The 26,785-nt window shown below is 56.2% G+C and carries 13 protein-coding genes; 9 read left to right on the forward strand and 4 right to left on the reverse strand.

All coding sequences use genetic code 11. The features are described 5' to 3' along the window. A partial coding sequence (locus VKV18_RS08325) for a glycoside hydrolase family 3 C-terminal domain-containing protein (RefSeq protein ID WP_324203745.1) occupies positions 1–2,529 on the reverse strand: 2,529 nt, incomplete at its 3' end. A 275-nt stretch (positions 2,530–2,804) separates the two neighbouring features. Here VKV18_RS08325 and VKV18_RS08330 point away from each other — a divergent pair. The 4 genes from VKV18_RS08330 to VKV18_RS08345 all read left to right on the forward strand — a co-directional run bounded on the left by VKV18_RS08330 (position 2,805) and on the right by VKV18_RS08345 (position 10,464). Next, on the forward strand, positions 2,805–5,324 hold the full coding sequence (locus tag VKV18_RS08330) for a prolyl oligopeptidase family serine peptidase (protein WP_324203746.1): 2,520 nt from the start codon (positions 2,805–2,807) through the stop codon (positions 5,322–5,324). Between the two features lie 43 nt (positions 5,325–5,367). Continuing rightward, complete coding sequence (locus VKV18_RS08335; RefSeq protein ID WP_324203747.1) at positions 5,368–6,117, forward strand: SDR family NAD(P)-dependent oxidoreductase; 750 nt, start codon at positions 5,368–5,370, stop codon at positions 6,115–6,117. Positions 6,118–7,128: 1,011 nt separating this feature from the next. After that, entirely contained in the window at positions 7,129–8,772 is a 1,644-nt protein-coding gene (locus VKV18_RS08340) for a nitrite/sulfite reductase (protein WP_324203748.1), read from the forward strand. A gap of 930 nt (positions 8,773–9,702) precedes the next feature. Next, positions 9,703–10,464, forward strand: a complete 762-nt coding sequence (locus VKV18_RS08345) for a FliA/WhiG family RNA polymerase sigma factor (protein ID WP_324201659.1) — start codon at positions 9,703–9,705, stop codon at positions 10,462–10,464. Here VKV18_RS08345 and VKV18_RS08350 read toward each other — a convergent pair. Continuing rightward, positions 10,461–13,610, reverse strand: coding sequence for an AfsR/SARP family transcriptional regulator (locus VKV18_RS08350; RefSeq protein WP_324203749.1), 3,150 nt, complete (start codon positions 13,608–13,610; stop codon positions 10,461–10,463). The genes VKV18_RS08345 and VKV18_RS08350 overlap by 4 nt on opposite strands. 866 nt (positions 13,611–14,476) lie before the next feature. Here VKV18_RS08350 and VKV18_RS08355 point away from each other — a divergent pair. Then, positions 14,477–15,739, forward strand: a complete 1,263-nt coding sequence (locus VKV18_RS08355; protein ID WP_324203750.1) for an AI-2E family transporter — start codon at positions 14,477–14,479, stop codon at positions 15,737–15,739. Between the two features lie 63 nt (positions 15,740–15,802). Here VKV18_RS08355 and VKV18_RS08360 read toward each other — a convergent pair whose 3' ends face one another. Next, positions 15,803–16,054, reverse strand: coding sequence for a response regulator transcription factor (locus tag VKV18_RS08360; RefSeq protein ID WP_324200229.1), 252 nt, complete (start codon positions 16,052–16,054; stop codon positions 15,803–15,805). A gap of 350 nt (positions 16,055–16,404) precedes the next feature. Here VKV18_RS08360 and VKV18_RS08365 point away from each other — a divergent pair, with 350 nt between their 5' ends. Then, the gene (locus VKV18_RS08365) at positions 16,405–16,893 is read left to right on the forward strand and encodes a BlaI/MecI/CopY family transcriptional regulator (protein WP_324203751.1); all 489 of its coding nucleotides are present in this window, start codon (positions 16,405–16,407) and stop codon (positions 16,891–16,893) included. Between the two features lie 61 nt (positions 16,894–16,954). Here the strand turns inward: VKV18_RS08365 and VKV18_RS08370 are convergent, their stop codons facing one another. Continuing rightward, on the reverse strand, positions 16,955–17,650 hold the full coding sequence (locus VKV18_RS08370) for a DUF1326 domain-containing protein (RefSeq protein WP_324203752.1): 696 nt from the start codon (positions 17,648–17,650) through the stop codon (positions 16,955–16,957). A 364-nt stretch (positions 17,651–18,014) separates the two neighbouring features. On the opposite strand from VKV18_RS08370, the gene VKV18_RS08375 reads away from it, so the two are divergent. The 3 genes from VKV18_RS08375 to VKV18_RS08385 form a co-directional block, all read left to right on the forward strand. Further along, positions 18,015–19,190, forward strand: coding sequence for a rhomboid family intramembrane serine protease (locus VKV18_RS08375; protein WP_324203753.1), 1,176 nt, complete (start codon positions 18,015–18,017; stop codon positions 19,188–19,190). Positions 19,191–19,677: 487 nt separating this feature from the next. Continuing rightward, a complete protein-coding gene (locus tag VKV18_RS08380) occupies positions 19,678–24,816 on the forward strand; it encodes an FtsX-like permease family protein (RefSeq protein ID WP_324203754.1) in 5,139 nt (1,712 codons plus the stop codon). Between the two features lie 44 nt (positions 24,817–24,860). Further along, positions 24,861–26,785: hypothetical protein (locus VKV18_RS08385; RefSeq protein WP_324203755.1), on the forward strand; the 1,925-nt coding region annotated here is incomplete at its 3' end.

The raw sequence follows: 26,785 nt of genomic DNA on the forward strand, positions 1-26,785 counted from the left end.
GAATTTGGACCGATCGGCATCCCAATACCAAAGTGCGGGCGATTCGTAGGGTAGGCTCAGCTCCACGCGCTTGGTCTCACCCGGGCGCAACTCCACCCGCTTGAAGTCCACAAGCTGCTTGTTGGGCCGCTTAACGGGCGATTTGGGCGGTCGAACGTAGAGCTGTACCACCTCGGTGCCTGCCCGCTTGCCGGTGTTGGTAACGTCTACCGATACGGTGATGGAGCCTCCTGAGGTAAGACGCGGATGAGACACCTGGGCGTTGCCGATTTGGAAGGTGGTATAGCTGAGCCCGTAACCGAAGGGGTAGAGCGGCTCGCCTTCAAAGTACATGTAGGTGCGCTTGGTAATGTCGAAGTCGTGGAAGTCCGGCAGGTCTTCCACGCTTTTGTACCAGGTGGTGGCGAGCTTGCCGCTGGGGTTGTAGTTGCCGAAGAGTACGTCCGCAATGGCCGTGCCTTGGGCCTGGCCGGCAAAGATGGCTGCCACAATGGCCGGCAGGTTCTCCTGCTCCCAGGTAATCGCCACTGGGGCATTGGTGGAGAGCACGAGAATGGTTTTAGGGTTGGCCTGATAGACCGCCTGAATGAGTTCATGCTGCGCACCAGTGAGCCGAATATCGTCACGGTCGTGCCCCTCCCCATCTACCTCCTGGTTCACGCCGGCCACGACGATGGCCACATCGGCCTGACGTGCGGCTTCAACAGCCTCGTGGAACATAGCGTCGTTGCGAGGGCCGGTGATGGTGCAGCCCTGGTGGTAGGTAAGGGCGATGCCGTTTGGATTGTGGATTTCCGGCGGAGAAGGCGGGTTAAGCCGGTACCAAGCCACGTTCAGCAGGTAGCCATCGCCGCCCTTAAAAAGGAAGAAGAGCTTATGGCTGCCTGTAACCCCGTTGGTAGGCGCCTTAAGGCTAATCCAGTTTTGCCAGCCGCCGGTGTGTGGCACCTTGAGGGAGCAGAGCAGGGGGCCGTTGAGGCGGTCGAGATGAATCTCGATGGTGCCGCCTTGGGTGTCGCTGGCGACCCGAACCTCGATCTCGTTTTTGCCGGTGAAGTTGGTGGCGGGAAACTCCACCCAAGAGCCGTTTTTGATGAAGCCGATGTCGGTGCCACCCTGCTCGACCGAGGATTCGAGTTGAGGCCCTCCTTCAAGGCGAACGGCTTGATAGGCAAAAACCTCATCGAAATGGATGCCGATGCCGAGGGCTTGCGCGATGCCGCTGAGAGGAGAGATGCGGAGGAAGGGCGCGCCGCTGTAGCCGCCCAGGTGGGCGATCGCCGCCGTGGGCCCGATAACCGCCACCGATTTTAGGGCGGATTTGTCCAACGGAAGGATGCCGTCGTTTTTGAGAAGGACGATGGATTGACGGGCGGCTTCGAGGGCGAGGGCGCGATGCTTGGGAGAGTCCACCACGCTGAAAGGAATTTTGTTGTAGGGGCATTTCGGCTCGGGGTCGAGGTCGCCGAACAGAAAGCGGGCGGTGAGGAGTCGCGTGACGGCTTTATCGAGGTCGCTCTCATCGAGCAGGTGCTGGTCGAAGGCCTCGCCGAGATGGCGCGGATAGGTATCGCCGCAATCGAGATCGCAGCCGGCTTTGATGCCCATGGCGCAGGCCTCCGCCAGCGAAGAGGCGTAGTGATGGGGGTCGTAGATGTTGTAGATGGCGTCGCAGTCGGAGGTGACATAGCCTTTAAAGCCCCAGCGGTCGCGCAGAATGCCGGTGAGGAGGTTCTTGTCGGCACAGCAGGGAATGCCGTTGACCGCATTGTAGGCGCCCATCACGGAGAAAACCTTGCCATCCACCACGCAGGCGTAGAAGGGGCGAGCGTAGTACTCCCAGAAGCTGCGGGGGTCTACCGTTTCCGATACGGCGGTGCGATCGTTGTCGGTTTCGTTGGCGATGTAGTGTTTGGCGCAGGCCACAGTTTTGAGGTAGTTGGGGTCCTCGCCCTGCATGCCGCGAACCGCCTGCACCGCCATAACACTCATGAGATGGGGGTCTTCACCGAGGGTCTCCTCAATGCGCCCCCAGCGGGGGTCTTTAGCCGTGTTGACGGTTTGCGGGGAGTAGTAGGCCAGGCCAATGCCGTCGCGATTATGGTAGGCGCGGGCCTCATCGGAGACCGCCGTGTAGACTTGGTACTGCAGTTCGGGATTCCAGGTGTTGGCGAGGGCGAGCGGAAGGGGAAAAGAGGTAACGGGACCGCCCCGCACGAGGCCATGGAGGGCTTCGCCAGAGTAGTAGTTATAGGCCGGTAGGCCCAAGCGCGGGATGGCCGGCACGTTGTTGCCCACCTGGCTTATCTTCTCCTCCCGGGTCATCTGGGCCACCAGGGAGGCGGCCTGTTTTTGCGCCCACTCGAATCGCTCACGGCGGATGCCGTAAACGAGGTCTTTTTCCCTATCGCTCTGCGCGAAGGCGAGCAGGTCGCCGTCAGGAAGGCTAATGGTTGCGAGGAGGGTTGCGGCTCCCAATGTGAGGAAATCGCGTCGGTTCACCTTCAGGGAACGCTTTGTTTTGCTCATGGGTTGCTCCTTGAAACAGTTTGGAAGTATAGAGATTGGTTGCACACCCCGAAATTCTCTGTTTGGGCGTTCGATTCCTGCCTATTGGGAACCCGTTTTGATGAACAATGGTTTGGTATGCTTAAGTAATCGAGGGATGAGAGACGAGAGGAAAGAGCCAAAATTGGGCTAAAACCGTTTTATTCGGTCGTGGTATTGACAAATACCGAGCGTGAGGTAGGATAAAAGGGACACCTCGACCGCTTATGCGCCTAGGCGCTAGAAAGGAATTTGTAGTGTATAAAACGTTTCCCTCAGAGCTATTCCCCCTCCTTTGGCTGCTTCTTGTGCTGTGCTGCCCACTTGTGGCAAAGGCGGAAGGTCTGACGATCTCACAGGCGTTTACACTAAGTCCTGTGGGCCATTACGGGCGATCGATCGTGCATACGGATGCGCTTGAAGCCGAGATCGTGGCCGGCAAGGCGATAAAGCCGACTGCGGGTGAGACCGTCGCTTTGCCGGATGGCTCGGTGAAGGTTTGGCAGCAGGCCACGGTAGACGAGAAGGGCACTCTGTCCCAAAAAGAACTGCGAGGCGGCTATGCCGACCTTGTGGTGGAGTGCCAAAAACCTCAAATCGCCATTCTTTCGGCAACGGGAAACGCCATGGTCTATGTGAACGGCGTTCCTTTTCCAGGCGATCCTTACGAGAGCGGGATCGTTCATCTGCCGGTTGCGCTGCAACGCGGCAGAAACGACCTCCTCTTTCTTTGCACGAGCGACACGCTAAAGGTTCAACTTACGTCGCCTCGTTCCCCGGTGATGCTCGATCCCTCCGATGCCACCTTGCCCGATCTCCTCGTCGGGCACAAAGCCACGGTATGGGGCGCTTTGGTGTTGCAGAATGCGACCGAGCAGGAGCAAAAGGGCCTTCGGTTGGCCGTTGCTGTAGGGCGTGGAAAGGCCATGGAAACGATGGTGCCCACCCTATCGCCGTTGAGCGTACGCAAAGTGGGGTTTCGCATGGTGGCGTCGGCGTTTGCAAAGGAGGGCAATGTGCCGCTGAAAGTGACGTTGCTGGCAGACAATGGCCACACGGTGTTGGATAAAACATCGCTTTCTCTGCGGGTACGTCAGCCCCATCAAACCTATAAGGTCACCTTTCGCAGCGGCATTGACGGCAGCGTGCAGTACTATGCCGTGAACCCTGCCAACCCGCTGCCCGGGCAGAAAGCTTTGCCGGCGCTGGTGTTGACTTTACATGGGGCCGGGGTAGAGGCGATTGGCCAAGCGGATGCCTACGAGTCGAAACCGTGGGCGACGTTGGTGGCGCCCACGAACCGCCGCCCGTTCGGCTTTGATTGGGAGGATTGGGGACGGATGGATGCGCTGGAGGTGTTGGCCGATGCGGAGCGGGCGCTGCCGTACGATCCGGAGCGGGTCTATTTAACGGGACACTCCATGGGCGGGCACGGCACGTGGCAGATCGGCGCCTGGTTCCCGGAAAAGTTTGCCGCCATAGGGCCTTGTTCGGGATGGTGCAGCTTTTTTACCTACGTGCACCTGCCGCGCTATCCACAAGAAAACCCCATCGGCGCGATGCTGAACCGTGCCAACAACGTGAGCGACACGCTGTTGCTAGGCCATAACTACGCTCAGGAGGGCGTCTATATTCTGCACGGCGCGGATGATACGACGGTGCCGGTGACCGAGGCTCGAGATATGGCGAAGTACCTCTCTACATTTCACAAAGACTTCCGCTACCATGAGCAGCCGGGGGTGGGGCACTGGTGGGATATTTCGCCTGAGCCGGGGGCCGACTGCGAGGATTGGGCGCCTCTGTTCGACTTTTTTGCCCATCATGCGCTGCCACCGGTGGATGGGGTTCGACGCATCTCGTTTACTACCCTAAACCCGGGCATTTCGTCTCAGGATGAATGGCTGGCTATTGAGCAACAGCAGCACGCCTTAGAGCCTTCTTCCGTGCAGGTGTTGGTGAACCCCGGTCTGCGACAGTTTGTGGGGACGACCGACAACGTGGCATGCCTCTGCTTAGAGCTTGACCGGATTCTGCCTCCTGCCGCCGCGGTGACGGTGGAGTTGGACGGCCAGAAGATCGAACCGATTCCGTGGCCGTCGGGCGGCAAGCTTTTCCTGTATCGTTCCGCGGCCCGGTGGCGTGTTGGAGAGCCGCCGAAGCTTACCGACAAGAATCCTCTCCGCTACGGGCCTTTTAAGGAGGCGTTTGCCCACAACATGGTTTTCGTTTATGGCACACACGGAACGCCGGAAGAGAACGCTTTGCTTTATGCCAAAGCGCGTTTCGATGCGGAAACGTTTTGGTACCGCGGCAACGGCTCGGTGGATGTGGTGCCGGACACAGAGTTTCACCCCTCTGTCGATCCGAACCGCAGCGTGATTCTGTATGGGAACGCGCAGACCAATAGCGCCTGGCAGGCGCTTTTAGGGAACAGCCCTCTGCAGGTAACGGAGGGTGAGGTACGCATGGAAGGGCATGTCTGGAGAGGCGATGATCTGGCCTGTCTGTTTGTGCGTCCGCGTCCCGGCAGTGGGGTGGCCTCGGTGGCGGTTTTTGCCGCCACCGGACCCGTGGGCTTGCGGCTTTTGCAAAGACTGCCCGTTTTTCTTTCCGGGGTTGCTTGGCCGGATGCCACGGTGCTGAGCGCCCAGATGCTGACAGGGGGCTTGAAAGGGGTTTTGGCCGCGGGCTTTTTCGGTAACGACTGGGGCGTTGCCGATGGAGACTGGGCTTTCGGCGCTATGGAAGGCACAAAAGGCGTTATCGGGGAGAGGTGAATCGTAAAAAAGACGGCAGATTTTTCAGAGAAAGGAGAGATAGATGGCAAAACGTTTGGAAGGTAAGGTCGCCATTGTTACAGGGGCCTCATCGGGTATTGGAGAGGCCACCGCCTTGCGACTGGCGGCGGAGGGAGCGCGGGTAACGATCTCCGCCCGTCGTGTCGAGCGTTTGAACGCACTTGCCGAACGAATACGGGCCGAGGGGGGCGAGGCGCTTGTGAGTGTGACCGATGTGGCGGAGGCCGAACAGGTGTATGAGATGGTGCGTCGTACACGGGAGGCTTGGGGCCGTGTGGATATCTTGGTGAACAATGCCGGGGTCATGTTGTTGGGGCCGGTAGATGGAGCGGACATTCGCGATTGGCGGCGCATGCTCGACATCAACGTATGGGGGCTTATGGTGGCCACGCACGCGGTGCTACCGATTATGAAGGCGCAGGGAGGTGGGCACATTGTGAACGTCTCTTCGGTGGCCGGGAGACAGACCAGCGTGTATGCAGCCGTCTATTCCGCCACGAAGTTTGCCGTGTGCGCCTTTTCGGAAGGGTTGCGCAAGCAGGAGACGCGCAACCATATTCGCGTCACGGTGATCGAGCCTGGGGTGGTGGCGACGGAACTGACCGATCACATCACCCATGCGCCGACAAAGCAGGCCATTCGGGAGTGGATCGCCACCATGGAACCCCTGAAGAGCGAGGATATTGCGGAGGCCATTCTCTATGCGGTAACTCAGCCGCCGCATGTATCGGTGAACGAAATACTGGTTCGCCCTACCGAGCAGGATACCTAGGGCATTGACTTAACGCCCCCGACCAGCCTGATTCCTTCACCCCACTCCCCCTCAAGGCCCCCACCCCCCGCCCCTCAAGGCCGACGCCCTTCCCCTCCCCCATTGGGGAGAGGGGCACCTCGCGATGGGCAACTCAAGGCCGACGCCCTTCCCCTCAGCGGCCAGAAAGGTTGTCTTAACCGCCTCTTTCGCTGGCCGCTGCATCGCCGTGCGCTAGCACCTCCCGAATCGGGGGAAAGGATGGGATAGGGGGCGAGCAAAGTCGGCTCACTCCACGCATTGGCTCTAGAACGGTGAAGCCGGCATTCTACAACCCCACCCCCACCTCCTCAAAGCTTGGGGACAGTGAAACTCAAGATTTCTCGCCTTTGGCTCGAAATGACAGTTGTGGCATCGGCTCGAAATGACAGCCGTATCGCCGGCTCTTCAAGCCCCCACCCTCCGCCCCTCAAGGCCGACGCCCTTCCCCTCAAGGCCGACGCCCTCCCCCTCCCCCAATTTGGGGGAGGGGAGACCAATAAGTTTACCAGCGGTTTTCTTTGATAAGCTGTCTTTCGGAAACTAACCATACTAGCCCCCTTTCTCCATAATAGGGGGAAAGGATGGGATAGGGGGCGAGCAAGGTAGACTTGCTCCACGAATTGACTCTAGAACCAAGCAATTGGCAGTCTCTGCAGCTCCGACGCCCTTCTCCTCAGCGGCCTGAAGCGCTTCCTTCACCGCCTATCTTTCTGGCCGCTGCGTTGCTGTCTGCTAAGACCGCTGCGTTGCTGTCTGCAAGACGAAAGGCCGGGATAGGGGGCGAACAGAGTGAGCATGCTCGATAGAATTGCCTCTAGAACAGTAACCGTATTTTTACAGCCGTGTGCCCCAACTAAGCGTCTCCCTTGAGCAGAAAAAATTTTTCTAAACTGTTGACATACCCACACAGGGCGTGGTACACTCTAGAGAAAGCCAACTATTCCAACTGGAATAGTCAAGTTTAGGCGATCTGTTAGGGAGAAGAGAAAGATGGCGAAAGCCGATGTGGAAGCGATTAAAAAGGCAAAAGACGGTTTGGACGTTTGGGACGATATATTTCGCTACGCCAAACTCGGCTACGATGCGATCCCACCGGACGATCTGCAGCGATTTCGATGGTATGGCATCTATCCGCAAAAACCGAACGTTGGCCATTTCATGTTGCGCGTGAAGGTGCCCGGTGGAGATTTAAATGCCGAACAGCTCCGCGCCATTGCCTCCATCACACGCGATTTTGCTCATGGCTTCGCGGACGTAACAACACGCCAAAATTTTCAGTTTCACTGGCTGACCATCGAGAACCTACCTACCGTCTTTGAGCGCCTCCATGCCGTTGGGCTTACCACAAGCGGGGCATGTGGCGATATTACCCGTAACATCGCCGGATGCCCTGTGTCGGGTCTAGACCCCCAGGAGCTTTATGATACCCGTCCTCTCATTCGCGAGGTCACCAACTACTTTCTAGGCAACAAAGAGTTCTCCGATCTGCCCCGCAAGTACAAGATCGTTATATCGGGCTGTGCCATTCATTGTGCTCAGCCTCAGATCAACGATGTAGGCTTGCAGGCCGTGCGGCGCTTTCACAAAGGCAAGTCGGAGGTTGGTTTTCATCTGTATGTGGGCGGAGGGCTTTCCACACAACCGCATTTCGCCAAAAGGCTCGATGTCTTCATCAAGCCCGAGCAGGTGTTGGATGTCTGTATTGCCGTTACCAAAATCTTCCGTGATGATGGCTATCGGCAGCGACGCAACCACGCACGGTTGAAGTTTCTTGTGGCCGACTGGGGGCCAGAGCGGTTTCGAGAGGAGCTGATCAAACGCCTCGGATGGACTCCAGACCCGGCCGTGCCCGTGTTGGAACCTATTGGGCCGGTGCAGCAAGACCATTTGGGTGTTCATCGTCAGAAGCAGGCCGATCGCTATTGGGTAGGCACCTCCATTCTTACCGGCCGAGTTACCGATGCGCAGCTGTTTGCCGCAGCCGACATCGCCGAACGTTACTGCGAGGGCAATATTCGCACCACCAACCAACAGAACCTGCTCTTTCCAAACATCAAGCACAGCGACTTAAATGCCGCCATACAGGCCATTCAAGAGGCCGGTTTCTTGGTGAATGCCTCCGAGTTTCATAAGGGGGCGGTATGCTGCACGGGCAATGAGTTTTGCAATCTGGCCATTACGGAGACGAAATATCGCCTTAAGGAGATCATCTCCTATCTGGAGAGTCGCATGCTGTGGGATGAACCGATACGAATTCATCTTAACGGTTGCCCCAACTCCTGTGGGCAGCACCACATCGGCGACATCGGCTTGCAGGGATGTTTGGCGCGCCTGAACGATGGAACCCAGGTAGAGGCCTACGATGTGTGCCTTGGTGGCCGACTCGGGGGCGACGCGAAATTCGTTCGCCCTATCTCGCGCAAAGTGCCGGCAGATAAGGTGAAGTATGCCATTGAGAACCTTTTGGTGAGCTTCCGATGCACTCGAGAGGAGGGAGAGAGCTTTGGGCAATGGGTGGACAGACACACGAACGAGGAGTTAGCCGAGTTTTTGGGTCTGCACCTTTTAGCCCAAGATGACCCCACGTGGACTCCGCCGCCCCCGCGTGCTCATGCGCCTGTGGAAGTCGAATAGCCGTTGTAAGGTCTGTTCTCCAGGGCGAGCGTGCAAGTGAGGTCGCTCGCCCTTTTTGCTGTATTTCATGGCCTTCGCTCGCCGAGATAGAGCTTATCAACTTTCAGTTCTAGAGCCAATTCGCAGAGCAAGCCTACCTTGCTCGTCCCCTATCCCCTCCTTTCCCCCTATTAGGGAGAAAGGGGGCGGTCATGGTTGGTTTCCGAAGGGAAGGTTATCATAAAGAGACGGCCAATAAGCTTACTGGCCTCCCCTCTCCCCAATGGGGGGAGGGGAGTGGGCGTCGGCCTTGAGGGGCGGAGGGTGGGGGCTTGAAGAGCCGGCGATACGGCTGTCATTTCGAGCCGATGCCACAACTGTCATTTCGAGCCAAAGGCGAGAAATCTTAAGTTTCCATTCCCCTCAGTTCTGAGGGGGAAGGGGGTGGGACTGGAGCGGCTAGCGTTTCTAGAGGCAGTTTTGCAAAACAAGCCTACCTTGCTCGCCCCCTATCCCTTCCTTTCCCCCGATTCGGGAGGTGCTAGCGCACGGCGATGCAGCGGCCAGAGAAAGAGGCGGTTAAGACAACCTTTCTGGCCGCTGAGGGGAAGGGCGTCGGCCTTGAGTTGCCCACCGCGAGGTGCCCCTCTCCCCAATGGGGGGAGGGGAGTGGGGGTGGGGGCTGGAGAAGCAGACGGCAAAGCAGCGGCTAGAGAAAGAGACGTTTCGAGCTATGAAACAGGCCGCTAAGTGCTTCCTCCCTGTAGGAGTGAGGGGTCTGTGAGAGAGCGCCGATGGAGGCGGCCAGGAAGATTGGCTAAAGGTTTGCGAGGAACTAGCCGAAAATAGCAGGGTAATCCTAGGGGTCGAGGGGTTATGGAGGATCCCCGACTCGGAGGCTCTCTTCTATGAGGGAAGAGAGGAACTGATAAAGGTCACGGAGGTCCACAGATGGGCGAAGTTCCACCATCCGCGCTTTGGCGAGAGTTTAAAGAAGAAGGCAGCCAGGAGGCGCGGGAGGCTCTTATTCAGCGCTACGCGCACCTCGTAACGATTACGGCAGGGCGTCTTTTCGGCCCCTTGCCGGCAGGGATCGAGAAAGACGATCTCATTAGTGCCGGGGCGATTGGGCTCATTAAGGCGGTCGATCAGTTCGATCCCAATCGAGGCATCAAGTTTGAAACCTATGCGATCACCCTTATTCGAGGCGCCATTCTCGAAATGCTTCGCAGTGATGATTGGGTGCCTCGGCTGGTACGCGACCAGCAAAAGCAGCTCAAGCAGGCCTACATGCGTTTAGAGAGCCGCTTGGGGCGTCCGGCCACCGAAGAGGAGGTGGCCGAAGAGCTAGGCATCACTCTTGAGCAGCTCGATAAGTTGTTCACCAACATCGGCAGAACCACTCTTCTCTCCCTAGACGATCTGAGAATAGGCACCGAGCAGCAGCGTTTGGCCGATCTCCTGCCTGCCGAGGGGCCTAGCCCCCTCGAGGCGGTGACCATGCGGGAGCGCAAGCGTGTGCTCGCGGCCGCCGTGGAACGGTTACCGGAGCGGGAAAAGCTGGTGATGTCGCTCTACTACAAGGAGGGACTCACGTTCAAGGAGATCGGGATGGTGCTGTCGGTCTCCGAATCGCGTGCCTACCAGTTGCATGCGCAGGCTGTGACGCGGCTGCGAAGCTATCTAGAGCAAGAGGCTGAGCTTTTCACCTAGGATTCCGCCGTGTTTGCCGAGGTGGATAGTTTTCCGAGTGCGCCTAAGAGCTGCTCCGTGAGGGCCACTGTTTCGTCGAGATTTAGCGACCGACCAATCGTGTAGAAGGCCTCGAACTGCTGCTTGGGAAGCTGTAGCTGGATTTGATGGCGAATGGCGGCGACCCGTTTGCGATCGGAAGGGAGCAGCGGGGCGCCTATCTGTTGGCGAAGTGCCTCTGCTGCTCCCAACAGTTTTGTGGCCAGTTCGGCGCGTTTCCAGCTGATGGCGAGCCAAGCACAACTTTCAAAAGAGTAGGCCAAGCCCCGCTTATCTTGGAGAGCACGGCGAAGCTGTAGACTTTTTGCCTGATAGGTTCGCGCTTTGGCAGGTTGCCCTAAAGCAAGCAGCGTGTTGCTGAGGTTGTTGAGGAGAATGGCCTCAACATAGGGACTTTGTAGTTCGCGGGTTTTTTCAAGGGCTTCCTCGAAGATAAGCTGAGCGGTTTCATACTGGCCCCGGTCGTAAGCGATAAGCGCTAGGTTGTTGAGCGAATCGATCACCCCTTGGTGGTCACCGAGGGTGCGTTTGGTTTGCAGGCTCTGTTGCAGCAACGCTACCGCCTCTTCGTATCGTTCCTGCTCTTGGGCGATGAGAGCCATATTGTTGAGGGTAGTGGCGACCAACTGATGGTTTTCAAGGCGTTGCCAGAACTGGAGAGAAACGGTATAGGCGATTTGAGCTTCCTCTAACCTGCCTTGCTCGTAGGCCAAAGCTCCGAGCTGTCCATGAATTTCTGCTTGGGCGCGTAGGTCATCCATTTCGGTCGCTTTGATGAGGGCGATCTGGTAGAAAGAATCGGCCTCTGCGTAGTCGGCCTGGTGTTTGGCGAGTAGTCCAAGGCCAAGCAGAATGCGCAGTTGGATGAAGGGATCGGCATTCGGAGGGATTACGTCCAGTATCTGTTTAAGCCATCTGCGGCCTTCGGTAAAGGAGTTTGTCACCATCCAATAGTACCAGAGTGCTGCGCCGATATAGGCGGCAAGTTCGGCATTGTTTGCGATAGCCCACTCCAATGAGGCGCGAAAATTATCATGTTCGGCCTCTAAAGCAGCCTGTACGGTGAGGCGCTGTGGGCCGGCCAGCAACGGAACGTTCTCCCGTGCAAATTGGAAATAGTAGCGGGCATGGTGTGAGGAGAGATCGTGCATCTCTTGTGGGGATAGATACATTAAAGCGAACTCGCGCATGGTTTCGAGAAGAGTATAGCGCGTTTCATCTGCGGATACCCCACTTCCGGAGAGGAGTGAGCGCTCGGCCAGTTCATTGAGCATCGGTTCGGCGTCGAGGTTGTTCAAAACAGCAGCGCAGGCTCTTGCGGTGAAGCCCCCACGAAAAACGGATAGTTTCAGAAAGAACTGTTTTTGATCTTCGGAGAGAAGCTCCAAACTCCATGCTAATGCCGTTTGCAAGGTGCTATGGCGTACCGTTGGTGTGCGACGGCGCGTTACCAAAAGCTCCATGGGGTTTTCTAGTCGCTGGACAATCTGCTTCATGGAGAGTTGGGAACACCAGGATGCGGCCAGCTCTAAAGCGAGGGGAATGCCTTCAAGCCTTTGAACCGCGGTGTAAATTGGCAGCGCCGTTCGTGGGGTCAGCTGAAAATCCGGCTTGGTAGCTTGGGCCCGATCCACAAAAAGCTGGAAGCTAGGGTAGGATGCTAACTCTTCTGGGGATGGGTCGAACAGGGCTGTTGGGATGGGCAGCGGGCCGACGCTGTAGCGCTGTTCGCCCTCAAGCCCAATGGGTTGGCGAGACGTGACAAGACATTTGAGGAGAGGAAGCCGATCGAAAAGCTCATAAAGGAGGCGGCGAACCTGATCTGCATGTTCCTCAGGGACGAGAAGCTGTTCACAGTTGTCGAGTACGAGAAGGAAGGGATGTTCAGAATACTGTGAATAGAGGCTCTCTAAGGGGGGATGTTGCGGGGCGATAGGGAGGCGAAGGGTTTGAGCCAGCGTGAGTGGGAGCATAAAGGGATCGCGAATGTCTGTGAGAGGCACGTAGCCGACGGAGATGGAGTAGAGGGCATGGATATGGGATGCCGCTTCGATGGCTAGGCGTGTTTTTCCACAGCCGCCAGGCCCTAGCAGGGTGATAAGGCGAGGAGATGCCCGGTTGGGATTTAACACGGCTTCTAGGTGAGCCAACTCCTCTTCTCTGCCGAAGAAGCGATTAAGATAGGCGGGTACCAGATAAAGAGTCTTAGGGGAAGGAGGGCTTGCAGGAGACGGCGGCTGGAGCGGTTTTACAGGCGGTTTTGGCCTGGCGGATGAGGATGAGAGGGGGAGGAGCCTCAGTTCCTGGGCATGTGCGTTGTTAAGCATCGCTTGCGCGTGGTCGGCCAGTTTGTGGGCGGTTGCTGAGGGGGATTCTCCGAACTGTTCACGCCAGATGGAAGCCATGGTCTGATACTGTGTCAGGGCTTGTGACGGCAGCTTGGCGGCGATAAGCAGCCGCATGAGATTGAGATAGCCATTTTCGTTGAGGGGGTCTAATTGTACAATGCGATGAGCCGCAGCGCACGCATTTTGCAAATCGTTCCGTTGCGCATAAAGGTTAAGAAGACGATTGAGCGCACCCAAAACGGCTTCTGAGAGGTGCTCACGTTCAATAAAAATCCACTCTTCCTCGTAATCGGTCAATAGCTCGCCCTGGTAAAGCGCCACGGCTTGTTCTAGGAGGGTACAGGTGGTGTTTTCGTCGGGGGCACTTTGGGCTTGTTTCAGGAGATTTTGAAATTCTGCGACGTCGGTGCGAATGAGAGCAGGGTTGATCTGCAAGGTAAGACGACCACCGGCAGTTAGGAAGAGAGCTTCCGGCAGCAGGCCAGGAGGTTCCATTTGGCGACGTAAGGCTGCGATCGCTTGCCGCAGGCGTGGGCTTGCCTGGTCAAAATCCGCGTCGGGCCAGAGAAGGCTTGCCAAGTGCTCACGCGGATAGGCCCGATTCGGATGATAGGCGAGGTAGGCAAGGAGGGCGCCAACCTTGCGTGTGGTGAAACGCGAGATATGGAGTTCACCACAAGTTACCCGCAGTGGCCCTAGCATCTCGATATACCAGTATTGCTGCAACGCTATCTCCTTAAACCAGGGCCACCACGACATCGTGGGTGGCTCTAAGGCAGTATGGCCCTGTAGAGCATGTGACACTCTGCCTGGTCTCAAGCCTAGCAGCTCTTGCAGTTGCTGCGAGCTACGCAAACACGAGGGGAATACCTCCTGCCCCCGAACATGCCATGCACTCCACTAAAAGGGAACTGCCGAACACCCCTTGATACTTTGCCCAAAGGTTGATGCGGCCAACTCCATCACGAGGGTAAACTCCACCGGCGCGCAGGGCGATACAACCCTCACACTGCAGTATGCCACCGATGACTTCACAACTGACAAGTCTTGCTTGTGAGCCTTACTGTTTGCAAGACAACGCGCATGACAAGCCTCTTGTTGTATATTAGCACATTGCACGTCCTACTATGCTATGGCACCGCAGAGGGAGTTTCTCGGATGATTCGCACAACCCACATCCTTGCACTCCTTAACAACTTCTGCTAGCGTGAGAACATGGCCACGAGGCCCCTATATCCCCCTGCTACCAGGGACACGTTATGCGCATTTTCTCCCGAATAGGCTGTTGGCAACGCAGCGCAACCTGTTTCAGAACGATGGTGAAGAGGCTGAAGCCTTCTCTATCTATGCCAATGCGGAGTTATCTTCTTAAATTAGCACCAAGCGAGCACGGAAAGGCACTTTCGTATATTATAACACACAGCGCATTTGATGCGGTTGAACCCTACTGAGAGGAAGGTCAGGGGGTGGGGTAAGGCCTAAGTCTAGGGTGGGGTCGGTGATTTTTATGGCCGGAGGTGCTATTATAGCAAGAAGAGATGATGGAACCTAAAAGGGTTGTTAGTCATCGAATGGTTAAAACCGCGGTAAGTTATTATAGGGTGTTTGTCGGAGGAAGGGGAGATATGGAGACAGAAAAGGCGTCAGCACTGCCAAAGGAGACAGTAGAGGATCAGCATTTTAGCAAAAATGTGCATATGGATCATTGGCTGCGGCTTTTGGTTGTGGTGGCCACTATCCTATTGCTCATCGCTTTTGTTGCGGTGGTTGTGCGGCTATTAGGGGCGGTTAAACACACGCTGCTGCTTTTTGCTCTTGGCGGGTTGTTGGCCTACGCCATAGACCCTATTGTGGAATGGATTCGCCGGCGTTGGGCGATGTCACGCGGGGCGGCGGTCGGTGTGGTCTGCGGGGGCTTTGTGCTCTTGATGATGCTGGCGGTGGCGCTATTAGGCACAGCTTTGGTGCATCAGATCAATATCATCGTGCGAGACCACAATACCTATCAACAGGGCATGGCCGCGGATGCCACCAAAGAGCAGCGCGATCTAGCAGCTCAGACCTATGAAGCGAAGATACACGAAGAGATCGCGCGTTTCAACGGGTGGTTGGCCGCTCGCGGAGTGCATTACGATCTGCAGCAGGCTCTGAAACACCCCTTGCCGAAGAACAGCACATTGACCAACGGGCTTTTTGAACGGGTCATCAAGACCTTAGGGGATATCGGGCGGACGCTTTTTGAGGCCGCCATCGTGGGGCTAATAGCGATCTATCTGTTGGTCTATTGTCAGGAGATGCGCCGTCGTTTTACGATGGCGCTGCCCCCTCCGTTACGCTCCTATGCGGAGATATGGCAAGATGATGTGAACCATGTGCTAGGTGGCTTTGTACGAGGCCAGTTGGTGTTGGCGTTGATCATCGGCACTGCGGCGGGAATATTGTACTTGGCGCTAGGCATAAGGCTTTGGCTTCTGCTGGCGCTATTTGTAATGGTGGCCTCACTGATTCCGGTGATAGGCCCCTACATCGGTGCGGCGCCAGCGGTTCTGGCAGCGCTTATAACGCCGGAGAGCCACGGTCTCACGCCTATGATTCGCGTTATCGTTGTCATTGTGGTTCTGATCGTGATCAACGAGGTAGGTTCAAAGATCCTTTACCCGCGCTTGGTGGGGGCGGCGCTTGGGCTGCACGAGGTGCTGGTGTTGTTCCTAATACTGGGTGGATTAGAGGTAGCCGGCATTACCGGCATGTTCTTTGCGGCTCCGCTCACAGCCCTGATTGTGACCACATTGCCTCAGCTCTACAGGTTTTGGCAAGGACAGCCCCCCATCTCGTTAACGGGGAAGGCGCGGGCACATGCGGCGAAGTTGGAAATGGAACAGATGTGAAAGCAAAGGAGGTCTCCCTTGCGTCCATAATGCGGTGGGAGACCTCGATAGGGATTATCGCTTTTATCGGGTAGCGCGAGCGTCGAAGGAGATAAGCCCCAAGCGAGCTGCTCGGCGGAAGGCCTGTACGCGATTGTTCACCTGGAGTTTGTTGTAGATGTTGGCCAGATGAAAGTCTACGGTGCGTTTGCTTACAAAAAGCAGATCGGCCACCTCCTTGCTCGATTTTCCTTCGATGATCAGGGTGAGCACCTCCAGCTCGCGTCGAGTTAAGCGCGTGGTTTCAGGACAAGGGGTTTCATTTGTTTTGTGCATGTGGCAATGGCTCCTCAAAGACAAAAGTTTCAATGTTCCAAGGCGGGTTCGCCATGGGGCGACACCGGCAATCTTATCGTTCCACAAAGGGCACAAAACATGATGAAGAAGCGTCATTATCCTCGAAAATCCCGTAGTCCTACGGGGATAGAAGGCATGAAAGCCCAGGTGGGGCATTATGGGAACTAAATTCGCCTGTGAATTCGCTATAATATTGATCACGCAACTAGCCGCAGTAGAGAAAGAAGCAATATCAGAGTTTCAGTTAGCGTGCGTGTAATAAAAGGCGCACCTTAAGCTCGATGTGGCTTTGTGATAGCAACAGCAAAAAACCTTAAGGAGAGAGAAGTATGGACGATATCGATCTTGCTCACCGTCGCAAATACGTGGGTGTGGGCGGTGACGATGTACCCTCCCTTGGCGTGCTCGAGGGAGACATCCTGCGTCTGCTGTGGGATGCGGGTGAGCCTCAATCTTCGGTACAGGTGTACGAGGCTATGCACTTCGCCCGGCGCCGAGAGCAGCGCGAGATGCAGTCCCCCTCGACCATCGCGGTAACCCTTAGCCGTATGGTGGAGAAAGGGCTGTTGAAGGTGGAGCGACCGCGTCGGAGCGGTAAGGGGTATTACGGCCCCACGCGCTCACGCGCCGAGATCGTGCCGAAGGTGCTCGATGATGTGTGCCGACGCCTCACCGGCCACTCCCTCGGCTATGTGCTTGCCCACCTCGGTAAGCCCGGCTCCAGCGATATCGAGGACGTGATTTCCGCCTTGCGGAAGGCGCGCGACGAGTACGAGGCCTCTGGCCAGGAAGAGAAGAAGGTCGTCGAGCACGTGTAGGCGTCCTCAGCTTAAAGACGGCAAAGGCTCTGGGTAGTGCCCCAGAGCCTTTTTCTAATACCTACTTTTGGGAAACTGCCCCTTCGAGGGTGAAGTGCCCCAAGTTCGCATTAACGTTTTGATACTGCATCTGGTTTCCGAAGATATCGTGGTAGCTCATCTGAGTTGTTTTGCCCTTTGTAAAACGCATGACAGGCCACGTGACGTTGTTCTCTACAACGATAGGGTTTTTACCATCTCTGCCGATAAGAATCTGGGCTTGAAACCCCCCGGCATCGCCAAGTTGTACTCGGAAAAGATGGGGGGTGATTTCGGTGGTGATGGGCACGCTAATCCATTTCCGCCGGCCGGACCAAGGGCCGCCCTTAGCAAAAACCGCCTTCGCCAGCTGTTTTAGCGCGGCCTGTTGTTCCGAAGTGGCCCGGCTGTCGAGGTAGCCCACAGCGCTTTTAGGGCCGTCGCAGCCTCCAAAGCTAAGCCCATCGAGCACGATAGGGCCGTAATGGGCGTGATCGAGCCGATAGACGAACAAGGCATTGCAGCTGCCGTGGGAGGGTGGCTGCCCGAAGTTGCAGGGGCAGGGAACATTGCACGTACAGGATTCAAGCAGTTGGCCTTCCGCCTGCCACGTTTGAGCGTTCGTAAGCTGCTCCTTCGGAGCGGCTGTCTGCGGTACAGGTTGGGCTGTAACGAAGTAGAGAAGGCCGAGCGTGCCCATGCCGGTTAAGGTGGTTCGGATAAATGCCGTTTTGATCATAATATTCTCCGTGGAACTCGCTTTTGTTTAGCAAGGAGGTAGGGTACAGTATAAGATCGAAACTGCAAAAGGTCAAGCCCTTTGACTCCAAAGGGCTTATCCCAAGACCATCTGAAGCCGAGATAATAGGCTGCTTTGGAGGCCGGTAACCACCGGTAGCCGGCTAAGCCCTTCTTATGCTTTTCCTTCTAGGAGGAAGTGTACCTCTAACAAAGGGTTTCGCGATCAACGGGGAACGCAAAGACGAAAAGTTCGGCCTTGTGATCTACGTATGAATAGAGGGCGTTGCCCCGCCGCTTTGCCTGAAGAGGTGAGCGTTATCTCGTGTGGTTAGCAGATTCGGTGGGACTAGAGAGAGAAGTCATTGGAAATCGAGCCAACATCCCAACAGGTAGAATCGCCTCCGACACCCACTTCGGCGGCTAAGGCAGAGCGTGTGGCCCGCTTAGAGGCCATACCGTGGGTAACCTACGCACTCTTGGTGGTCATCATTGCTGTTTACATTGCTATGTTGGTAGTTGGGCATGGCAATGTAGACCGCGTGGCGCTTCTTTTTGGCGACAAAGAAAACGATCTCATTCGCCAGGGGCAGTGGTGGCGATTAGTAACGGCTATTTTTTTGCATGGCAGTTGGGTTCACATTGGAGTAAACGGTTTCTCTCTCTATTGGCTAGGCAATCAGATGGAGCGTCTGTATGGGCGGAGGCGATTCTTTGTGCTGTTTATTTTCAGCGGGATTTGCGGCAACCTCCTCAGCTTCTTGAAGCAGCCAGCACCGTCGTTGGGGGCATCGGGAGCCCTGTTCGGACTGATCGGCGCCGGCATTGTGTTTCCTATCCGCTACCCGAAACTTATTTCGCCTAAGGCCCGCAAAACGATTCTCACGCAGCTTATTTGGATTACCGTTCTCAACTTGGCGCTTAGTTTAGCCCCAGGCATAGACCTTTGGGCGCACGTGGGTGGGTTGATAGGGGGAGGATTTTTGGCCCTCTTTCTCATGCCGGCTCTGCTGGACCCGCGACCGGTTAACCTTTGGCGCGAGCGAGCGCTCTCTGTGATCGCGTTGGGGATGGTAATGCTCTGTTTGCTCAGCGCCGGGTTAGAGTGGAGTGTGGCCTCGAAGCTGTCTCGGCAGGAGATACTTATGACCTACGCCCCATCCTCTCAAAACCCCTGGTGGAGTTTTAAGGTGCCCAGAGGTTGGCGGCCGATCGCGCTGCCACAGGGCACCGGAGTTGTTTTGGTATCCCCCCAAGGCGAGCAGCTAACGGTGGCCGAGAGGATAGGGGCTTCGCCCGTTCAGGATTTCATCGCTTTATGGCCACGGGGAGTGCAGCCGCAAAGGGGGCAGGTTGCCGGAAAGCCGGCTTGGTTCGCACAGCTGCAGTCGGGTAATACCCATTTCGATGTTTGCGTGGTGCAGCCCTATACAACCGCGTTTGTGCGCTTGGTGCTTGCGGCTCCTAGTACGATGGCCTCCAAAGCTCAAAGCGACTTCCTGCAAATTCTTCATACGGTGGAGTTTCACCATCAGCCCTGAATGCAGGGTAACAAACCGTGTTGCTACGGAATGCCCTTAGAAGAGGTTTTGCAATAGGGGAGTTGGGTGAAGGGGTGTAACATCAAGGCCTTATGGGCGTCCTATACAAGCAGATAGGGAACCCTATTAAGGCCTGTGTCTTCGCACACTCATATAATATAACACTTCCGGGAGGCGCAGCGTTACACCTATTTTTCAGCCTAGCAGGCTATGCCTTTGGAGGTCACCTGATGAACTCTCCGGTGCGTGGGGCCATAATACCTCGTAGCTTATGGGGTGCTTGATTTTTGTGGGCAGGTATGTTATTATGTGATAACCGATTGTGCCCCCAATTTCGATGCGTGCCCCTCGCTCCTGCATTGAATAGCATTTGGGCTATCCTGAACGGTGAGGTGCTAAGGCGCGTCGGAAGCGTTAGGCGATAGCGACTGTGGTGTTATGTGGCCACCGTCGGTCTTATAGATTTCAAGAAGGAATTAGTGAAGGAATGCTCGAACTCGGGGTAAGGAACCCGTCTCGATGTGCCGTTTTACGTTGGTTTATCGCACTGAGTGGCCTGCTCTTTACGTTGGGCGGGAACGGCGCACGGTGTGCGTACGCCGATACGGTGCCTGCTTACGATCAACAGGCGTATCACCTATTTTACTCTTCCGTGAACCCTGCTAACTTGCAGCAAACGGTGGATACGCTGGCGAGCTTCGGCTCGCGCGTGGCGGGCTATCCGGGAGAAAAGAAGGCGGAAGACTACGTTTACCAACAGTTTGTGAGCATTCTCGGAGCGAACAACGTCCACACCGATACCTTTCGCGTGACCATTCCCTACGATCCCGGGGCAGAAAGCCCTGCGAAGGGCGCCTATGCCCAGCTCGTGTCGAAGCCCGGCGCTCCCAAATTGCCGATGTACCCCCTTTGGCCTAATCTCGTACGCACCTCCACGCTGCCGGCCGGAGGGCTAACGGCGCCGCTTATCTATGTGGGGGACGGAGACCTGAGCCATTTTAACGGCAAAGATGTGGAAGGCTCCGTGGTGATGGTGGACTTCAACTGCGGGCAGAAGTGGCTTAACGCTCCGCGGTTGGGGGCAAAGGCCGTCATCTTTATTGCGCCCGATAACACCTTGCGTGGCGAGGCCGAAGCGAAGTTTATCGGCATCCCTATCGCCATTCCCCGCTTCTACATGCGCAAGCACGATGCGGCTGTGCTGTTGGCTGCTTGTGCTGCCGGCCGGCCACCCTTGGTGCAGCTGCACTGTGATATGCCTTGGCGCATGGAGACGGTGCGCAATTTTACCGGCATTTTGCCCGGCACAGACCCCAAACTTCGCAATCAGATTATTGTTGTGGAGAGTTTTTACGACTCTACGTCCATCGTTCCTGCTTTGGCGCCGGGGGCGGAAAGTGCCTGTAGCATGGCCTCGCTGCTGGAGCTGATGCGTGCCTTTAAGGCGCACCCACCTAAAAGGACGATGTGGTTTGTTGCCACCAGCGCTCATTTTCAGGCGCTTCAAGGCATTCGTGAATACCTGAACCAGCACATGGATTCCTGGATGCCTCCCGGCATTGTGCAGTCGGCCTTGGCCCAGCCGAACGCGCTAAAAGTGCGGCTTTGGTTGGGGGCTTTTCTTGTTCTATTTCTCGTTTTATCGGTGCTGGCCTGGCGAAACCGCCCGCAAACCGGACCGAAAGTCACGCCCATGCTCATCACGAACGGCATCTCCCTCTTGGTGATGATAGGGCTGAACGCCGGGTACTACTTGGCTCCGCATGCGCCGACGCTGCCCAATCCACCGCGAATCTATCTTTGGGCCGGCCTCGATATGTCGAGCCAAAGCCCCTCTTTTGGCATCTTCTACAAGGGCTGGTTCTACGACTATCGAGAGGATATTCAGGGGCGCTTTAGTGACATTGCCCGCGTGTGTCGTGAAAATGCCGACAAAGTGGGGCAAACGATGGGGTTCGATTCCACCCAGTTCTTCAACGATGGGGTGAACCCGGTGAACGGAAAGAACTGGCGCAACTATATCCCCGGTCAGCCGGCCTTCGACTCCGAAGTGGTAACGATGGCCGGTGGCAACGGGGTAACCTTCGCCACCACGAACGATAGCCGTGCCTTGGTGGATACCCCCTTCGACACGCCCGATCATGTTAATATCGCCAATTTGGCGACCCAGCAAAGGCTGCTGGAGTGCCTGATGTGGCATATTGTTACCGACCCCAACAACGTCAGCGATGTGGATGCCCAACGCATGCCGATAACCGATCCCTCGCAGTGGTCGCGACTGGCGCTCCAAGGCGGGTTTGCTACCCTTGAGGGACGTGTGCAGATATTCGACCCCCATAAATCGTTCATTGCAACTTCGGCAAAGCGGCTTTTAGGGTCGCTGGTTGTCGTGCGGAGCAACACCAAAAGCTTTATGGGCGTGCGCGGCAACATGATCCAAATGGTGCAGTGGACGACACCCGACGAGATGGCTGATATTCCAACCGATAGCGAGGGGAACCCACTGCATTACGCGCCCGATGGCGATGCCCTAGATGCTCAAGGGCATCGGGTGCCTTGTCAGGACTTTTTCGCTTTTCACGGGGTTGCACCGCTTACCGCCTATGGTTATAACCGCACGGTATCGCTTGCGGCCTATCACATTGATGAGGCGAATACCGTGCCCGATCCGAAAAATCCGTCCGTTCAAATTCCTAATCCCGATCGCGGCAACATAGATTTTGCACCGGATATGGGGCCAGAGGGGGCCGAGCAGGTACCGCTCGATGTTGCCATTACAACGGCGACTCGATCCACGCCCATCATCGTTTTCCATTGTGTTCCGACGGCCATCTACGATTTGGTAGACCAGCAATCCTTGCAGGCGTTAACGGGCATTAACATCTACGATGGAGCTACGAACGGCACGCCGCGCATGTACGGCTATGCGATTAACCCCCAGTCTAACGGCACGGCTACCTCCTATGTGGAGGATGTCGCCGTGATCTTTGCCCAGCCTGGAGAGCGGTTAAAGATCACGATGACCAGCGGACCTGGGGACATCCGTTTACTGCTGATCAACTCGCTGTATGATCCTACCGATCCGTTCAATGAGCATGGACGTTCGCCTGCGCCGGAGGGAATAGGCTATTTGGTGGCGGGCAACCCCGCCGAGCAAGAGGGGGCAGGGGCCTTACCCGACTCGGCCTCACCCGATATGGCCGGGCAGGGGGAAGAGATAGCACGTTCCGGCGCCATTTACGATACGGCTCTTCATGTGGCGGAGGATATGTGGAAGTTGGACGACTTTCGCATGAGGCGCCTGGCCCGATTCCGCATTTTGGATATGAAGAGCATGGAGGGCACACCGGGCCTGCACAATATGGCCTACAAAACGCTACAAGAGGCCAAACTTGCGCGCGATAGGAAGGACTGGGAGGATTTCGATGCCCTTTCGCGCGAGGCCTGGGGATTAGAGAGCCGTGCCTACCCCGATGTGCAACACACAGCGATGGATGTGGTGGAGGGCGTGCTTTTCTACTTGGCGCTCCTCATGCCGTTTGCCTATTTCTGTGAGCGGCTGTTCTTTGGCTTCTTTGACCTAAAGCGACAGCTGTTGACGGCATCCGCCATTTTCTTGCTCATTTTCGCCATCTTCCGCTACATTCACCCGGCATTTGAGATCACGATGAACCCCGTGATCGTGCTACTTGCGTTTGTGATGCTAGCCCTCTCGGCCATCGTCATTGCCTTCGTCACCGGCAAATTTGAGGAACAGCTCAAGCAGATGAGTAAGAGCGTCAGTGGGGTGCATCGGGCGGACATCGGGCGCGTGTCGGTGGCCTTTGCGGCTTTCAACTTGGGTGTCTCCAATATGCGGCGTCGAAAGACCCGCACGTTTCTCACCTGTACCACGCTCGTATTGCTCACCTTCACCGTTCTTTCGTTTACTTCGGTGGTACAGGTTATGCGGTTTAACAAAGTGCGTGCCCCAAGCGACTACGGCCCACGCTACAACGGCATTATGATCCGCACGCCCATGTGGGACCCTCTGCAGGAACCGGCCTATCGCATTTTGGCAGATGAGTACGGCAAGCAGTACGCCGTTGCACCAAGGGCCTGGTTCTACGGCACCTCGATGGGAGAACAGTCGTTCCTTACGCTGCAGCGAGCCGATCTCTCCTACGACGCCCGTGCTCTATGCGGGTTGTCGCCGCAAGAGGCGCAGATCATGCGTCCGCAAGACGCGCTTGTGAAAGATGCCAATGGCAACACGGTGGGCCGATGGTTTGAGCCTGGTGACCGATATGTGATCATCCTACCGGACGGAATCGCCGAAGCGCTCCATATTAGCCTCAGGGACGTGGGAACGGCCACGGTGAACTTCAGCGGCCTTCAATTCCGTGTTATCGGTATCCTCAACTCGCAGAAGTTGAAGCGCTATTACGATCTCGATAACGAGATGTTGACCCCTGTGGACTGGATCGCGATGAATAAACAGTCCCAGTCAAACAGCGGGGGCAGTGCGGCGAGCCAAGGGTTTCAGGAGTACATTCATCTTGACCCCGATATGGTGTTTTTCATCCCCTATCAGACGGCCATAGATTTGGGCGCCCAGTTACGCTCGATTGCCATAGATTTCAACAATCCCGAACAGGTGATTCATCAACTAGAGCCGCTTATGCGTCGGCTTGAGTTGAACCTTTATGCCGGCCAAATCACCGATCCGAACAACCCCGATCCGGCCAAGCGAGGAATTATCTATCGCTACTCCTCCATTGCGACTACCTCCTCGCGCGGGCTGGAGTTGGTGGTTATTCCCATAATCATTGCGGCTCTTATCGTGCTTAACACCATGTTGAACTCGGTGTATGAACGCATTCGAGAGATATATATCTTCTCCTCAATCGGGCTTGCCCCCACGCACATCGGCATGTTGTTCATCGCCGAGGCGATGGTCTATGCCATTCTCGGCTCGGTTGCCGGGTATCTGCTGGGGCAGTTAACCAGCATTCTCTTGGTGAAAACCGGGTGGTTGCCGGGACTCTATCTCAACTTTTCGAGTGTGAGCGCTGTGGGAACGACCCTTATCGTGGTAGGGGTGGTGCTTCTCTCTACCATCTATCCCGCGCGGAAGGCGGCGGAGGTGGCCACCCCGGCCGTGGATCGATCGTGGAAGGTGCCCGATCCCGACGGAGACCACTGGGTGATCCCGCTCCCGTTTGCGGTTACCGGTGACCAGGCCACCGCGCTCAACTCGTTCCTTAGCGAGTGGCTGCAAGCCTATGAGGAGTACAGCATAGGCGACTTCGTGACGCAGGGGGTGCAGACGGAAGAAAGCCCTCACGTGTACGGCACGCAGTACAGCATACGCTGCATGGTGTGGCTGGCGCCGTTCGACTTAGGCGTTTCTCAACGTATTGCCATCGAGACAACGCCTACAGAGACTCCCGATGTCTTCGAGATTCATCTCATCATCGATCGGGTGTCAGGAGACATCTCGAACTGGAAACGGGTCAATAGACGCTTCCTGAACACCCTGCGCAAGCAGTTCCTTATTTGGCGCACCCTCAAGCAGGCCGAGCGTGAGCGCTATCTGCAGGGAAACGCGATAGACACGGCAAGCGAGGCCTCTCAGCCGGCTTAGCGGCAACAAGTTAGGAAATACCGTTTCGGAGGAATACAAAAGGCGTGGCGGAACAGAGCGAGTTCGCTCAACTTCGACATCAAATAGAGGTCGAGTCGAGTGAGGAAGGAAGTACCGGCGAAATAAAGTTTGAAGAAGGCTATACGTGGAAGGTCTTCTTCGGTACCCTCTTTGTGGCGTTTGTGATGTTGCCGGGAGCTATCTATTTGGGGCTTGTGGCGGGGCAAGGGCTTGGCCCTGCCGCCGAGTGGGTAACGATCGTGCTCTTCTCCGAGATCATGCGTCGCTCCTTCCTCCCCATGAAACGGCAAGAGATATATATTCTCTACTACGTTGCCGCCTCCTTAACCGGTCTCGACCCAAACCTCAGTATATCCGGCGGCCCCTTCGGCTACCTTGTCTGGAATCAATATTTTGAACAGTCGCCCCAGGCAGCCCCTATTGCCCACGATATACCGCGTTGGGTCGTGCCACCGATCGGCTCTCCGGCACTTATCCACCGCACCTTTTTGGATACGGCTTGGCTGGTGCCCATTGTGCTTTTGTTGATCGGTCAGGTGCTAGGCCGTTTTCAATGGATGAGCGCAGGGTACTATCTGTTTCGTATTACCTCCGATATCGAGCGGCTTCCTTTTCCCATGGCTCCGGTGGCGGCTTCGGGCGCCACGGCGCTGGCCGATGCGGCGAGCAAGGAAGAGTCGTGGCGCTGGCGTATCTTCTCCATCGGCACCATGGTGGGATTGGTGTTTGGATTTCTCTATATCGCCATTCCCGTGTTTAGTAGTGTGGCTTTCGGAAAAGCGTTCCAGTTGCTGCCCATCCCCTTCTTCGATTTCACCACCAACACCGAAAACATTCTTCCGGCGGCCATCACGGGCATAACGGCGGACCTCGGTTCTGCAATGGCCGGCTTCGTCATCCCCTATCCCATTGTGTTAGGCAGTTTTTGGGGGTCGATCATCTGTCGCATTTTGTTGGCACCCATCCTCTACCATTTCGGCCTTTTTGGCAATGCCACCAACAGCGGCTGGACGCCAGGAATGAACGCCATTATTACCATGCAGGTTACCAACATCAAGTTCTGGATATCGGTTGGCATCGGCCTGAATGCGGCGGTAGCGGCCATAGGTATCTGGAGCGTGGGAAAAGCCCTTATCGAGGCGCAGAAAGAGCGTAAAAATCGAGGCTTGCAGCAGCGTAGCTTCGCTATTCCCAAAGGGCGTGGCGATGAGAAGCTGCCCATGTGGTTGCCGTTGGTGATATGGATCGGAATTACGATCTTTTATATCTTCCTTGTGGAGTACTTGCTTAGTCTCGATTCAAAGCCTGGGCAGCCTCACTTCATCAATCCCCTCTGGCTGGTCTTCTTCGGGCTTATCTGGTCGCCGTTCAACTCCTACATTTCTGCCCGCATGATAGGTCTTACCGGTTCGGGGGTTTCGGTGCCCTATCTGCAGCAGGTGGCCATTCTCAAGTCGGGCTATCCCTATGTGGATATCTGGTACGCACCTATTCCGTTGAACGATTTCGGGGGCATCGCGCAGCGGTTCCGCGAGCTTGAACTTACAGGCACGCGCTTTACCAGCCTCTTCTATGCCGAGATGGTGATGTTGGTGGTTATTCTTTCGGCGAGTTTTATCTTCTGGGCCTTCCTGTGGCATACCAGCCAGATTCCCTCCTCACAGTTCCCCTATGCGGCCAAGTTCTGGCCGATCAACGCCACATTCCAGGCCATTTTCCAGCAGATCAACCTAAAACATGGGGCCATGGCCTATGTACGGGAGGCAATAGATTTTAAACGCATTGCCTATGGGTTCCTTGCGGGAATGGCACTCTTCGGCCTCTTTCGGCTGTTTGGATGGTCTACGCTTACCTACTATGGCTTTATTGGAGGCAGCGGGGCCTATCCCAACTACGCCATTATGACCTTCATTGGGGCTTGGTTAGGAAAGCGCTATTTTGCCAAACG

Origin of the sequence: Chthonomonas sp. (genome assembly GCF_035294505.1) — a bacterium.
Classification (GTDB): Bacteria; Armatimonadota; Chthonomonadetes; order Chthonomonadales; family Chthonomonadaceae; genus Chthonomonas.

What these genes read in the sequence shown, in the direction of transcription:
- VKV18_RS08335 (WP_324203747.1), top strand. Translation starts at nt 5,368, where the DNA reads ATGGCAAAACGTTTGGAAGGTAAGGTCGCCATTGTTACAGGGGCCTCA.
- VKV18_RS08340 (WP_324203748.1), top strand. Translation starts at nt 7,129, where the DNA reads ATGGCGAAAGCCGATGTGGAAGCGATTAAAAAGGCAAAAGACGGTTTG.
- VKV18_RS08345 (WP_324201659.1), top strand. Translation starts at nt 9,703, where the DNA reads ATGGGCGAAGTTCCACCATCCGCGCTTTGGCGAGAGTTTAAAGAAGAA.
- VKV18_RS08350 (WP_324203749.1), bottom strand. Translation starts at nt 13,610, where the DNA reads ATGTCGTGGTGGCCCTGGTTTAAGGAGATAGCGTTGCAGCAATACTGG.
- VKV18_RS08355 (WP_324203750.1), top strand. Translation starts at nt 14,477, where the DNA reads ATGGAGACAGAAAAGGCGTCAGCACTGCCAAAGGAGACAGTAGAGGAT.
- VKV18_RS08360 (WP_324200229.1), bottom strand. Translation starts at nt 16,054, where the DNA reads ATGCACAAAACAAATGAAACCCCTTGTCCTGAAACCACGCGCTTAACT.
- VKV18_RS08365 (WP_324203751.1), top strand. Translation starts at nt 16,405, where the DNA reads ATGGACGATATCGATCTTGCTCACCGTCGCAAATACGTGGGTGTGGGC.
- VKV18_RS08370 (WP_324203752.1), bottom strand. Translation starts at nt 17,650, where the DNA reads ATGATCAAAACGGCATTTATCCGAACCACCTTAACCGGCATGGGCACG.
- VKV18_RS08380 (WP_324203754.1), top strand. Translation starts at nt 19,678, where the DNA reads ATGCTCGAACTCGGGGTAAGGAACCCGTCTCGATGTGCCGTTTTACGT.